This window comes from Mesorhizobium kowhaii, assembly GCF_003253745.1.
In the GTDB taxonomy this organism is placed as follows: domain Bacteria; phylum Pseudomonadota; class Alphaproteobacteria; order Rhizobiales; family Rhizobiaceae; genus Mesorhizobium; species Mesorhizobium kowhaii.
Genome location: NZ_MZXV01000009.1, coordinates 23,222 through 36,508, shown reverse-complemented (window position 1 = coordinate 36,508; position 13,287 = coordinate 23,222). Strand labels below are relative to the sequence as shown.

At 59.7% G+C, this 13,287-nt stretch carries 12 protein-coding genes; 6 read left to right on the top strand and 6 right to left on the bottom strand.

Annotated elements, in window-relative coordinates; genetic code table 11:
- Positions 1 to 573 precede the first annotated feature (573 nt).
- On the top strand, positions 574 to 2,031 hold the full coding sequence (locus B5V02_RS01060; RefSeq protein WP_111542425.1) for an oligosaccharide flippase family protein: 1,458 nt from the start codon (positions 574 to 576) through the stop codon (positions 2,029 to 2,031).
- 75 nt (positions 2,032 to 2,106) lie between these two features.
- On the opposite strand, the gene B5V02_RS01055 is transcribed toward B5V02_RS01060, so the two are convergent.
- The 3 genes from B5V02_RS01055 to B5V02_RS01045 form a co-directional block, all read right to left on the bottom strand.
- A complete protein-coding gene (locus tag B5V02_RS01055) occupies positions 2,107 to 3,036 on the bottom strand; it encodes a glycosyltransferase family 8 protein (protein ID WP_111542420.1) in 930 nt (309 codons plus the stop codon).
- Between the two features lie 83 nt (positions 3,037 to 3,119).
- Positions 3,120 to 4,097 (bottom strand): glycosyltransferase family 2 protein, encoded by a 978-nt coding sequence (locus B5V02_RS01050; RefSeq protein WP_111542419.1) that lies wholly within the window; start codon positions 4,095 to 4,097, stop codon positions 3,120 to 3,122.
- Positions 4,098 to 4,152: 55 nt separating this feature from the next.
- Complete coding sequence (locus B5V02_RS01045) at positions 4,153 to 5,334, bottom strand: polysaccharide pyruvyl transferase family protein (RefSeq protein WP_245445577.1); 1,182 nt, start codon at positions 5,332 to 5,334, stop codon at positions 4,153 to 4,155.
- On the opposite strand from B5V02_RS01045, the gene B5V02_RS41335 reads away from it, so the two are divergent.
- The gene (locus B5V02_RS41335; RefSeq protein WP_245445578.1) at positions 5,227 to 5,586 is read left to right on the top strand and encodes a hypothetical protein; all 360 of its coding nucleotides are present in this window, start codon (positions 5,227 to 5,229) and stop codon (positions 5,584 to 5,586) included. The genes B5V02_RS01045 and B5V02_RS41335 overlap by 108 nt on opposite strands.
- Positions 5,587 to 5,806: 220 nt before the next feature.
- Here the strand turns inward: B5V02_RS41335 and B5V02_RS01040 are convergent, their stop codons facing one another.
- Complete coding sequence (locus B5V02_RS01040) at positions 5,807 to 7,084, bottom strand: glycosyltransferase family 4 protein (protein WP_111542417.1); 1,278 nt, start codon at positions 7,082 to 7,084, stop codon at positions 5,807 to 5,809.
- 292 nt (positions 7,085 to 7,376) lie between these two features.
- On the opposite strand from B5V02_RS01040, the gene B5V02_RS01035 reads away from it, so the two are divergent.
- The gene (locus B5V02_RS01035; RefSeq protein WP_342633842.1) at positions 7,377 to 8,411 is read left to right on the top strand and encodes a glycosyltransferase family 4 protein; all 1,035 of its coding nucleotides are present in this window, start codon (positions 7,377 to 7,379) and stop codon (positions 8,409 to 8,411) included.
- On the opposite strand, the gene B5V02_RS01030 is transcribed toward B5V02_RS01035, so the two are convergent.
- Positions 8,404 to 9,636: a glycosyltransferase gene (locus B5V02_RS01030; protein WP_111542424.1), complete on the bottom strand. Its 1,233-nt coding sequence runs from the start codon at positions 9,634 to 9,636 to the stop codon at positions 8,404 to 8,406. The genes B5V02_RS01035 and B5V02_RS01030 overlap by 8 nt on opposite strands.
- Positions 9,637 to 9,880: 244 nt before the next feature.
- Here B5V02_RS01030 and B5V02_RS01025 point away from each other — a divergent pair, with 244 nt between their 5' ends.
- The 3 genes from B5V02_RS01025 (at position 9,881) to B5V02_RS01015 (ending at position 12,653) form a co-directional block, all read left to right on the top strand.
- On the top strand, positions 9,881 to 10,753 hold the full coding sequence (locus B5V02_RS01025; RefSeq protein ID WP_111542415.1) for a glycosyltransferase family 2 protein: 873 nt from the start codon (positions 9,881 to 9,883) through the stop codon (positions 10,751 to 10,753).
- A 29-nt stretch (positions 10,754 to 10,782) separates the two neighbouring features.
- A complete protein-coding gene (locus B5V02_RS01020; RefSeq protein ID WP_245445573.1) occupies positions 10,783 to 12,078 on the top strand; it encodes a polysaccharide biosynthesis/export family protein in 1,296 nt (431 codons plus the stop codon).
- 344 nt (positions 12,079 to 12,422) lie between these two features.
- Positions 12,423 to 12,653, top strand: a complete 231-nt coding sequence (locus B5V02_RS01015) for a hypothetical protein (protein WP_146605997.1) — start codon at positions 12,423 to 12,425, stop codon at positions 12,651 to 12,653.
- A gap of 12 nt (positions 12,654 to 12,665) precedes the next feature.
- Here B5V02_RS01015 and B5V02_RS01010 read toward each other — a convergent pair whose 3' ends face one another.
- Positions 12,666 to 13,253, bottom strand: a complete 588-nt coding sequence (locus tag B5V02_RS01010) for a sugar transferase (RefSeq protein ID WP_111542423.1) — start codon at positions 13,251 to 13,253, stop codon at positions 12,666 to 12,668.
- Between the last annotated feature and the right edge of the window lie 34 nt (positions 13,254 to 13,287).

Sequence of the window (13,287 nt, the reverse complement as noted above, 5' to 3'; positions counted from 1 at the left end):
AGCGGCGCCGACATCGACGCCGATGTCGCGAATGAGCAGCAGTTCACCGACGTGCCCGAGCGGTTGGGCGTGAAGAAGGCCGCGTAGGGCCGCATCATTTCACCGGCGTTGGTCGACCCCCAAGGTCCAGATCTACTCCTGCGGCGCCAGATGCTGTTATCCAGTCGGGACTGAACCGCCCAGCTTCCGATCCATTCGACATCTCGAGGGTATGGCGAACTATGACGCCAAAGGCGGCGATAGCGCGAAGTATTTGAAGCCCACTTAGATCGCGATTTTGCCGGTTCATCCCATTCCACCATATGAGAAGAGGGGTGCCCACCCTAAGTGCCCCCTGCGGTAATACAATTCATCCCTCCGGTGGATGGGGTTGGGGCTCTTTGCGTCCTATTTTATCCAGTCCGATCAATCCTGAACTGGCCAGGAAGTGGTCCGATCACGCGGGTAGTCGCCTCCCTGCTACCGCTTTAGTCGGTGGTCATTCCCTAGCCTATTGGACGTCCTGACCTTCAACCCGGTTTGTCGGACTATCCGTCGGCACGCAGGCGGCCGGGCCACCTGGAAAGGACACTCATGCTTTCGGTAAAACGCGCACTCTTGATGAGCGTGGGTGAACGCTACGTCCTGCTCGTGACGAATTTTGCCACTGCGGCCTTGGTCTCCCGTATATTGACACCCCAGGAGATCGGGGTGTCAGTGATCGGCATGGCTATCATGGCGACTGCCCTGTCTCTAAGGGAGTTCTCCAGTTCGAGCTTCCTCATCCAGCGCGAGGAACTCAGTCGCGAGGATATACGCAGTGCCTTTACGGTGATGTTCATCCTCACCGGCGTCATCGCCGCCACTCTCGTCGTCGCTTCCCCTTTCCTGGCTTCGTTCTACAGCGAGCCGAACCTCGTTCCCTACTTCAGGGTCATCTCGGTGTGTCTCTTCCTTGACACCTCTTTCACCTTGATAAACGCTCTCCTGCGGAGGGAGATGTCCTTCGGCAAGATCGCGGCCATCGACATAACGGGAGCTGTGGCGAACTCTGCAGCAACAATTGCGCTGGCATTGGCGGGCTTCAGCTATATGAGCTTCGCCTGGGGCTGGTTGATCGGCAGTGGTCTTGCCGCGGGCCTCGCCCTCGCCCTATGCCCCCATTTCTGGATGTTCAGGCCGTCCCTGGCCAATTGGCGCGGAATGATCTCATTCGGTGGATACAACGGCGTTATCACCATGCTTTTCCGCATCTTTGACGCCCTGCCCCTACTCCTGTTGGGCCGCGTCGTGTCGCCGAATGCGGCAGCCTTGTTCAGCAGGACGCTCTGGATCGGCCAGATACCCGACAAACTGGTCATCGGAGGTGCCGTGGCGGTCGTGCTGCCCGCCTTTTCAGCCGAGGTCAGGCAAGGCAGGGATTTGAAGCGTCCCTATCTAGCCGCCCTTTCCCTCATAACCGCGCTCCACTGGCCCGCGCTCCTCGTGCTGTCGGTTCTGGCGTACCCGATCGTGGACATCGTGCTCGGTCACCAGTGGACCGAAGCCGCACCCCTGGTGCAGGTCGTCGCAATCGCGCTGCTCTTTTCGTTCAGCTTCGAACTCAATTACCCCGTGATGGTTGCACTTGGAGCGATCCGCGACTTGTTCATCCGAGCACTGATCGTCTTCCCGTTTTCCGGTATTCTGCTCTCCGTAGCCGTCGTCTTCGGCGGCTTGCAGGCAGCCGCCTGGTGCATGCTGGTGACCGTTCCCTTCCAGGCATGTATTGCCCTGAGCTTCGTCCGGCGCAGGCTGGGACTGAAACGCAGGGACATCGCCGCAGCGCTATGGAAAAGTGCTGTTGTTGCCTTCGCGAGTGCGGCCCCTCCCCTCGCAGCCATCGGGATCTCCAGTTCCGGCTTCGGCCTCTCCAACATGGAAGCCGCTGCAGCGGCATTGTCGGCGTTCGGGGGGTGGTCGGCCGGATTGATCATCACCCGGCATCCCCTGCTTGATGAGATCATCAAGATTTTCCCGGCACTCCGGCGGGCACGGGTTTCGGTAGGTTGATATCGAAACTTGTCCGAGATCCCGCACCACCAACTCGCGGCAAATCAACGGGAGGACATGCTCAGACGGAGGACCTCAAACCGCAAGAAAGCCGTCCAATAGTCTCGAAATTTTGGTCCGATCCGCTCTCCTGCGCAATCTGTTGACCCTGTAGGGCAACCCCAGATACGCAGGAGGAATATTCAGCCCGAGCTCCCCGCAGTTGCACGATATGCGGCCGAGTACAGACCGTTCCCTGCTGTCGATGCGATGTGCCACCGCCGGCAGGAACTTCTCCGGCCCCGTATAGTGGCGGATCAATGCCCGATCCCAATAGGCTGTCTGGAATGCGGACTTCTGCACGTTGAATTCCAAAGGAAGCGTCTCCCATGCCCCATTGGCGGCGATGTTGAGGGCGCATTGGTCGATATGGATGCATGACCCGTCCCAATAGGGACAAAAGTCCGCATGTTCCTTGACGGCGGAATCGTACCGTTCGGGAATTCCCGACCCAATCCATCGAGACACATTGATGGCCATAAAGCCGGAATTGAAGTAGCGCCGTTCGAGGCCGTGTCTGTCGCAGTTTTCGAAGAATGCGGGATTGTCGAAACCTGTGGATATGGAGAGGTCGGGCACGGCGGCGAGAGGTTGTGTCTTCGGGGCAGCAGCTGCCAGATCAAAAGGCGACATGGCAAGCGTATCATTGTCGAGGTAACAGACGACATCGTGTTCGCCCGAAACCGTGGCGATCGCCTCGGCTTTTTCATATGCCGTCGAGGTTATATGGCCGTGCCCGGATAGGCCCCGGTCGACCGTCGACAGGGTGTGGGTCGCCAGCCGATGGCCCTTTGCCTGGAGGACCCTGAGCACCGCCGGCGGGGGCGCCGAGCGGAATCCGGATTGAACGATATGGATGTCTATTTCCCGCGAATGGCTCAATCCCAACGCCACGGCGCTAGCATAAGTCAGGTCATCGCGCCTGCCGTCAGTCAGATAAACGACACCGATGCGCCTTTCGGTCATGGGCTATCCTTTGCGCGGATGAAAGACGGCATCCGATCCGAGACAACGGATCCACATCGGCGGCCACATGCCAGACGTCGTTGTCAATGCTGGCCCCAGGCCTCCGCCAGGCGTGAGCGGATGTGGCTTAGCGGGTTGGGAACATGGGCCAGGTAGTCAATCGGCGGAATGTAGGCCAGGCTGGGCGAGAGTTCAGCCGCAAACCTGAGGAGATCAAAGCCGGCGGCCCGCTGGCCGCGGGCGATGTGTGACAGGCCAGACCAGTACGCACGCTTTCCAAGGTTTCGATACACATTCCGCCGCAGTTGTTCCACCCCGGGTACGCCTGCTGCATCGTTCGAAAAGAAACTGTCGAAGGCGATCTTCTTTTCGACCATGTCGCGCTTGGGATCTTGCCAGAATACCGCAGATATATTCGCGCCGTGTTCCCGCCTTATTCCATGGATCGCGTTGGTCACCGCCACTCTGCGATGCAGCGAGAGCCGCAAAAACATTTCCACGTCTTCGTTGTAGGATATCTCCGACCGGAAATGGCCGACCCGTTTGAGGTCGGAGGTTCTGATCAGCGACGCGCCGAACCCAAAAATAACCCTACTCGGGAGCGACCGCGCCAAAGCGTACGATTCCATGGATAGAAATCGCCAATCCCCTACGTCCGAATTTTCCACTATTGGAAAGGGCCGGTCCTCGTGCCATGCCAGTTCGGCTCCGCATGCGAAAGAAACATCGGGTACCCGTTCAAGAACCGACAGGGCGCGGTGAAAACAGCCATCGACGAGCAAATCGTCGGCGCAAAGAATCACAACGTACTTGGAACTGGCCCAGTCTAGACCCTCATTCCACGAAGCGTGCAGCCCGAGATTTTTTTCACGCGCCACAAGCGTTATGCGCTTGTCCTGCCTTGCCAGTTTTTTTGCAACATCGACGCTATCGTCTGTTGAAGCATTATCTATGATCAAAATCCTGATATCTTCTACCTGCTGCCGAACGATGCTTTCGACGGCCTGAGGCAAGTAACGCCCGTAGCAGTAGTTTGGAATCAGAATGTCGACCATCGGCATTGATCAGCCCTCCAAATTTGTTGAGAGTGGAAGAATTTCTGTTTGTCTGTCGACCCTAACTTCGGGTGTTGCCTTCACGGATCTTTTCGTCGTCTATGTCAGCCTCCCCAGATTTCATTTTACGAGAGCGGCCAAGACACCGCACGTCGAAAACTTGCGTTCGGAAGAGATCTTCTTGGTTCATAAGTTGTCGCCTGTACTGCAGAACGCTTTCGCGAACTTGCTGCGCTCGCGCTTCCCGCTCTGCAAGGAGCGAGTCGAGCCGCGACTCAAGCCATTCGACGCTGAACGTTTCGACGTTGGCGCAAAAGGCCGATAGGCCCATGTCTGCGGCAAGCACGTCATGCTTTTCGAGGTATCCAAGAGATATGACAGGCAGACCCACCCGCAGGGCGCAAACAACATTGTGAAATCGGGTTGCGATGACGACGTCAGTGGTCTGCATTTGGGCCATGACGTCGTGGAGCGATGCAGACCGACTATAGATGACCCGGGCCAAGTCAGCCTCAGAAACCATGCCGCGGAGCCGCTCGAAGATATCGACGACCGCGGCCTCGTCATTGTCCTGGCCCAGGATCAGTCGAACGGCGAAGCCTCGCATCACAATGCGTGCGACAAACTCCGCGAGCTTGGAAATGTACGCGTTATAAATTGCTTCACTTCCACCCGTGCGGCCACGGTAGTTCATGACGCCCACGCCAACGACGGTGGTCTCCGAAATCTCACGCTCGACTGTTGGAATTGGAAGACCAAAAGCAAGGTCGGGGAAAATCCGGTCGCTGGCAACATTGACTCCGAGGGATCGGATGAAATCGCGCGAAATTCCGTCACGATACGAACGGTATGAGGCGCAACGGGCTGCCCAGGCGAAGAACAGACGAGAGAGGGGGTGGTAAGCAGGCCCAGCCCCGACGCTCGCAAATGCGACGACGCAGCCGCGCAACCTCGCCATCGCCAACCATTTGAGAAAGCCGTAAGGCATTCCCAATGGTGTGTCGCTGAAATCATCGAACGCGCCGGTTCCGGGCACTACGACAGCATGAAAACCACGAAGTTTGAGGAAGGCCCGAATTAGTCCCCATATCCTGTATGGGACACGACCGAGCATGCGGTTCGCCCGGTCAAGCCAATGCGACTGGATACCCGGCCGCGTCAATTTGATTGTCTTCAAGCCGAAGACCCTCTCGACGGTCTCGGGTCGTGTGCAAATCACGGCAAGCTCGGCCTCTGGGCAGATGCGCCTCAGAGTGTCGATCATTGCCTCAAGCGAACCGTCATTGCCGAAGTTACCGACGCCGAACTGCCCTATCAGGCCAATCCGAAGTCGCCTTGTGCTCCGCGCCACACGCGCAAGGTCGGAGCCCTTGGTCCGTCGTTGCTCTTGGACATGACGTTCAAGCAAGGTTTCAACTTGCGCATTTTGGGATTGCATAGCGAACCGTTCGCTCTCGATTTCAGTGAACAGAAATCCACACCCATTCTCGGATGAGGTGCCAACACACCCGTCATTGAATGAATGCTAATGACCCCTAGTATAGAACCCAGTACTCGTTTCCTCGCTTCACCTTATGGGCAGGACAACACACCTTTTTGGCTGAGGCAGCGCTTTGGGAGGCCTCCCTAAGTCAGGTTTGTCGAAGCTTCCAGCGACGGCTTCGAAGAGCAAGGTCGGTCCCTTCATAGGGTTCCTGCCGCAGACCGGTTGCCGCTCAACTGTCGAACTCCCCGAAATCGGCGTCGACCTGAATCATGAGTTCGAGGTATTTCCACGCTATCCACCGCCAGGAATAGCTGCTCGCCCTCGCGTGCCCCTTAGTAACCAACCGCTGCCGCAAGTCTGGGGCGAGCATCAGCAGGCGGATGGCTTCGGCCCACGACTGGACGTCGTCGGGATCGGCATAGAGGGCCGAATCCCCACAGATTTCGGGAAGACACGGCGATGTCGAGGCCACGACCGGGCAGCCCGAAGCCATCGCCTCGACAGCGGGCAGCCCAAAGCCTTCGATCCGTGACGGGAACAGGAAGCACAGGGCGCCTTCGAGCGCCTTCTTGAAGTCGTCATCGCCTATGCGGCCAGGGAGGACGATGTTTCCGGGCATTTCCGGGACGTACCTCAGGACCGTGGTCTCGTCGACATCGCCTGGCATCCAGAGGTCGAGACCCATCGCGTCGAGGAGTGGGGCCAGCTTGGCGAGAAGCCCCATGTTCTTGTATTCCTGGTCCCGCCTCCCAAGGCAAAGCACATACGGCCGGCCCCGGTCGACGGCCAGAGACGATCTCGCTGCATCCCATCTCTTCGCATGATCGCTGCCGTTGTAGGTGACGACGATGTTTTCCTCCGGCGCGATCCCGAACTCGACCAGATGGCTGCGCGAGAGTTGCGAGACCGTGGTGATGCGGGCGGCCCGCCTGCCAAGTGCCGGCAGGATCAGGCGGTGCGCCCACCGGAACCCCCGCGCGTAGCTCGACGGCATGAGCCTGGTGTGCATGTCGTGGATGCACGCGATCTGGCGCCTCAGCACGACCGGAGCGAGATTGCAGAAGCTCAGCAATCCTCCCGGCACATGCCAGGGCAACTGCGCCTGCACCCAGAATTGGGGAAGTCGCGGCCTGTTGAATTCGGGAACGACACGCACAGAGATGGCATTGAGGCGCAAAGGTTCGGAAAGCGGGCGCGGCACCACGAGATCGATCTCCAGGTCGCGACCGAGGGGATGCCCTTCCGAAATGAGGGCGTCGAGAGCCAAGGTGACCTCGCGGGCGTAACGGGCTACTCCGGTCGGCCGAAGCGTCGTGAAGTCTCCATTTATCGTCCAGCGTCGTCTCGGCGCTTCCCGGTCCACGCACACCCGAGCGGAATGCCCGATCAGGAATTCGGCGCCGGCGGCAGCATATCTGGCCAGGGGTGTGTCGGCGCGGTGTCCATTCACCTGTCTGGCCGGTCTTGGTGGTGGCGACGCTGTCGTGTCGAACTCGAGTTTGCCCATGTCCACCCTTCCCCGATCCTTTCGGCACCCTGGGTCAGACTAGCATTCCCGGGAGCACTAAGGCCCTCAAACGTTTGAGGTAGGCACGCTGTCCAACCTCGCCTATCCGGATGATTCCCGCTTAGCCGGATGACCCGATGGCCATGGTGACCTGGCGTCTTCGCGGCTCCACACTAAAGGTTTCAAGGGGGACGGCATGGCGCGACGTTGGACGATCAATGGGCGTTTTCTTTCCCAGCCGACAACAGGCGTCCAGCGTTATGCGCGCGAGGTCGTGCATTCTCTCGACGCCTTGATCGCCGAACAGGAGCCCCTCGCCCGCGGCCTCGAGCTCAGACTGCACTGTCCGTCCGGGTCCGAGGACATCCCCCTGGCTTTCATCGAACGTCGCGAGATCGGCCGCACGAGCGGGCATGTCTGGGAGCAGGCGCAACTCCCCTCATCGCTCGATGGCAGCGGACTGCTCAGCCTCTGCAACACCGGGCCACTGCTGTCCCGCAAGCATATCGTCTGCATCCATGATGCAAACGTCTGGAATGCTCCGCAGAGCTATTCCCTTGCCTTTAGGCTTCTTTACAGGAACCTGTTGCCCGGCCTCGGCAAGACGGCGTGCGGTATCTCGACCGTTTCCAATTACTCCTTGGATGAACTGGTTCGCCGCGGCGTCATCCCGGCAGAACGGGCTTTCGTAGCGCCGAACGGCCATGAGCATGCTTTGCGGTGGAAGCCTGAACACTCAGCACAGACACGGCTGGCGGCCTCGCGGGAAACCGTTGTTCTGATCGGCAGTGCCGCACCCCACAAGAATGTGGATCTCCTCCTGAACATGGCTGATCGTCTTGGCGAAGCCGGACTCAGAATCGCGATCGTCGGCATGTCGGATTCACGCGTCTTTAGGTCAGGATCAGCCAGGACCGAAGCTCCAAACATCCACTGGCTCGGCCGCATTTCCGATGGCGAATTGGCGGCCCTGCTCAGGGACTCGCTATGCCTGGCATTCCCCTCGCTCACCGAGGGCTTCGGTCTTCCAGCCCTCGAGGCGATGGCCGTCGGCTGCCCTGTGGTGGTTTCCGACCGCGCCAGCCTGCCTGAGGTCTGCGGCAGTGCAGCCCTGTTTGCACCTCCCGACGACCAGGACGCATGGTTCGACAGTTTCGTGCAGCTTCGCGGTTCTCAGGCCTTGCGACTGCAGATGATAGGCAAGGGAAGGGCGAGAGCCTCGGCATACAGCTGGAGGGCGACGGCCTTGCGTTATCTCGAGGCGATGGCGGCCGCAGACGGCGTCGATATGGAAACGAAGGTCGTCAGGGCTCGCGAATTCACATGATCTCGTGAAGTGCCTGCACGGCCCCGAGGGATTCCAGGATCGCGCGGTCGAAGTTCTCTTCGGAAAAACGTCCTGCATTTTTGGCGCAAGCGCGGGGCGCGATGGCGTAGCTGTTCTCTTCGAACCGTTCGACTGCCTCCTTGAGGTGATCGACCGTCTGAGCCTTGAACAGTACTCCTGTCGGCTCGGGGGATGATCCCAGGCGCTGTACGATGTCCACGGCCCCGCCGCGGCCGAACGCGACCAGCGGCGTCCCGCAGGCCTGCGCCTCGGCCAGCGCTATGCCGAAATCCTCGCAGCCCGCGAAGACCATCGCCTTCGCCCGCGCCAGGGTGTCCACATAGTCTTTCCGGGGCAGGTAACCCGAGAAGGTGACGTTCGGACCGGCAAGCGCCCGCAAGCTGGCTGATTGCTGCCCTTCGCCAACGATGACCAGTCGCCGCGACGGCATCTCGTTGAAGGCCTGGATGACAAGGTCGGTGCGCTTGTAAGGGGCGAGGAAGGACGCCGAAACGTAGTAATCGTCCTTGTCCTCGACACAGGGCAGTTCTGCCAGTGAAACCGGCGGGAAAACGACGCGCGCGTCGCGCCCGTAAATGTGCTGGATTCGGGAGCGGACATAATTCGAATTCGCCAGCATCAGGTCCGGACCGTGCGCCGTTCTCGTGTCCCACGTCCTCAGGCGATGGAGCATGTACCGATAGAGCATTCCCTTGGGGCCGAAGCCAAGCCGTCCTTGCTGAAGATAGGAAAACTGCTCGTCCCAGGCGTAGCGGACGGGGCTGTGCACATAGCAGAGATGCGGCTGGTCCGGCCTGGTGATCACGCCACGCGAAAATGCGGCCGAAGACGAGATCACCGCATCGTAGCCTGTCACATCGAACTGTTCGATCAGGAAGGGGCAAAAGAAGAAGAGGGATCGATAGAATTTCTGGACCATCGGGATCCGGTTGGCCGCGGACGTATGGAATTCCACGTCGTGGAAATATTGCTCCTTCACCTCGAGCGGCAGGAAATCGAAAAGCGTGAAGACTTCAGCATTGGGGAACTGCTTGCAGATTTGCGCCAGAACCCTTTCCCCTCCCCGGAAATTCGGGCACCAGTCATGAACGATCGCTATCTTCGCGTACCTGTCGACGCCAGGCCCCGGCGCGGCCGGCAACTCCTCGATGGGCATATCGACCTTGGCCGCGATGGCCAAATCGGAAGAGCGTTCGTGGAGCATGGTTCCCCCTAGCCTCATCAGGCCGTCAGTCTCCATTCCATGTCATTGCTCCGGCAAGTTGTCCGATCGGTTACAGACTGCTGCGGGCGCATGCCTGTCTAATACTTATGGCTGTGGTCGTTCACCGGGGATACTCCGAAAGCCTGTGTCCGGCGGTAGGCCAAGCTCCTCCCGTCTCCTTTTATGCAGGCTGTTTCGGTCCACTCGCCGGTCTAGGTTCGGCGGAACCGAAACTGGATCGAGCATGAGACTCATAGTGATCATCCCGACCCTTGGCCGCAGCGGACAGGTCGCGCGCCTGCTCGGGTATTTGGGCGGCCAGACGAGGCTTCCCGACGAGGTCATATTGTCGGCGCCCGACGCCACGCATGTCGAACTGCCGGAAAGCTGTCCTTTCCCGGTGTCACTCGTTTTCGGACCGAAGGGACTGGCTGCCCAGCGGAACAGGGCTCTCGTACCTTCCCTGGGGCGCTTCGACATCATCACATTCTTCGACGACGATTTCGTTCCGTGCGCCGCATACCTGGAGCAGGTCGAGAAAGCTTTCGTGGAAAATGACGGATGGGCGGTGGTGATGGGCAAGGTCGTCAGGGACGGGGCCACGAATGCCGGCCTCACTTGGGAAAATGCCGAAGCCGCCTTGCGGGAAAACGAGGGCAAAAAACATGATGGACCGTCGGTGGTCGACCATGTCGGAGCATACGGATGCAACATGTCCTTCCGTTCCTCGCTTGTGGGCGATTTGCGCTTCGACGAGCGCCTCGTCCTGTACGGCTGGCAGGAAGACATCGACTTCACCAGCCAAATGAGATCCAAAGGTCGGGTGGTCTGCGTGACCGCAATCACGGGCGTCCATCTCGGTATCAAGACAGGGCGGGTCAGCGGAGAGCGGTTCGGCTACTCCCAGGTTGCGAATGCGATCTACCTGATCAAGAAGGGCTCCGTTCCGGCCTCCTTCGCGCTTCCCCTGATGTTCAGGAATATTGCGGCCAACCTCGCAAAGAGCCTGCGGCCCGAGCCGTATATCGATCGGAGGGGCAGGCTCAGGGGCAACATGCTGGCGATCCGGCACATCGCCATGGGACGAATCGAACCCGAATACATCCTGAAAATCTGACGGCGGGAAAGACAATGCGGAAATGGCTTGTGACGGTGGCGGCGGCTTCATTGGCAGCGGCAGCGGCCTGCCCCTTGCCGACGGTGGCTGCCGAGTACCTCCTCGGACCTCAGGACAAGGTCAGGCTCAAGGTTTACGAATGGCGCGCATCACGCGACGTGATCTTCGAATGGACGGCGCTCAACGACAGTTTCATTGTCGGTGCCGACGGCACGCTCTTCCTTCCATTTGTCGGCCAGATACGCGCGCAGGGCACCGCCCCCGGTGACCTCGCCCGCGCGATCGGCGACCGCCTGATGCAGCACATGGGCCTTGGCCGCCAGCCGGATGTCGCCGTCGAGATTGTCCAGTACAGGCCGTTCTACATAGTCGGCCACGTCACGCAGCCCGGCGAATTTCCCTACAGGCCCGGACTGACGGTGCTGCAGGCGCTGGGAATCGCCGGCGGCCTGCGGACGCGCGAGGAAGACATGTCGAGGCTTGAGCGTGAAGTCATCGCGGGCCAGGGCGACGTGGGTTTGTTGGCGCTGAGCAACGTCAGTCTGCTCGCGCGCAAAGCGCGGCTGGAATCCGAACTGGCTGGCAGCGACGACATCGCTTTCCCTGCGGAACTGAAAGACAGGGCTTCGAACGAGACGATTGCGGTGGCGATGGAGCAGGAACGCAAGATCTTCGCCGTCCGCAAGGACGCGATGATGACGCAACTCCGTGCCCTCCACGAACTCAGGGATTTCCTGGAAAAGGAACTGGCCTCGCTTGAAGAACAGCTGACCTTCCACGACAAACAGATCGAACTCATCCAGAAGGAACTCGCGGGTGTTTCGGCCCTTGTCTCGAAGGGGCTGGCGGTTGCACCGCGGGAACTCTCTCTGGAGGGAACTGTCGCACAGATGCAGAGCGAAAAGTTGGCTGCCGAGACCTCGCTCCTGCGAGTCAGGCAGGAGATAAGCAAGACCGATATTGAGATCCTCAACCTCGGCAACAGCCAAGCCAGCGAAGTCGCCGCGGCCTTGCGCGAGACGCAGCTGCAGCTCAATGAAGTAACCAGCAAGGCCGACACCGCGGTGCAGTTGCTGCACGAAACCGAGGTCACGGCCCCTGCTCTGCTCGCCCTTAGAGAGCGCTCCGAAAGGGCCAAGCCGATCTTTAAGATCGTGAGGACGACGGAGAGCGGCTCGGAAGAACTCACGGCTGAGGAAACGACGCCGATCGAGCCAGGCGATACCGTGAAGATCGAGATCCCCCCGCCGCAGTCCGGCTTGGCCGCCCTACCTGCAGGCGGCAATGTGCAGGCAGAGACGATTCCGGTTCAGGGCACCAACTGATCAAGCTTGCATGGTTCAGCGAAGGCGGCAGCTCGCTGCCCCCTTCGCTTGTCGATCGATCACCATAGAGAATCACCACGTTTCGCCGGCTCTTGAATTGCAAGCGCTTGGTTGGCATGGGCTTCGGAAGCCAAATCGCGGCAGCTGGAAGCCGCAGGGAAGGACGAAGAACACCGCAAGCGCAGGGCTAGCTTAGCTCGATGCCTAAGCTGACCAACTATGCAATGACCCTAGCACTTGCCATGCACTTTGAGGCCGCATATCAGTGAGCACACGCTGACGAAACCTTCCCTGCCGCAGTGAGGCGATCAGTCCTGCGGGTATCACTGGAGATGTCGGTGCTCATGAGTGTAATCGCTGTATCGGCGGCAGGCGTTTTGATGGGATTGCGGTTCAAGGCTCCCGCCCTGATCGCGGCGACTGCGCTGCTTGTGATCGGAAGCTTTGCCTGGAATGGCCTTGGGTTGCCCGGCCATGTGACCGTCACCAAATTCCTGATCCTGGCATTCGTATTGGCTTGCGCCTACATGATCGGCCTGTCCCTGTCCGCCCACTGGAAGCGGGAGGAAGGGTGACCGGTCGGGACTTCAGGAAGCCCTGTCGAAGCGCATCACTGCGAAAACCGTCCTGAACAAGATCACGATGTCGAGCCAGACCGACCAGTTCCGCACATACTGGCTGTCCAGCGCCACGCGGTTGGCGTAGTCCATGCTGCTTCTTCCGCTCACCTGCCAGAGACCGGTGAGTCCCGGCCTTGTCCGAAGGTATTCTCCCAGGTGGTCGCCGTAGCGTTTGAGTTCGTCCTTTACGATGGGCCTTGGGCCTACGCAGCTCATGTCGCCGCGGATGATGTTGAAGAGCTGGGGGAGTTCGTCGAGGCTCGACTTACGGAGCATCCACCCCAGGAGCGTGACGCGGGGGTCATTCCTGATCTTGTGGGTCTCCTCCCACTCCTTGCAGACATGAGGGTTGGCATCGAGATATGCTTTCAGAACTTCTTCCGAATTGGCAACCATCGAGCGGAACTTGTAGCAATCGAACGGCTTTCCGCCGAACCCGATACGGCTGTGCGAGAACACTGCCGGGCCTCCCGCCGTCATCCTGATCAGCAGGGCAATGACGATCATCACTGGCGCAGCCATGACAAGCGCCGTGGCCGCTATGACCAGATCCATGATCCGCTTCAGGAGACCTCCGATAGGAGGGATC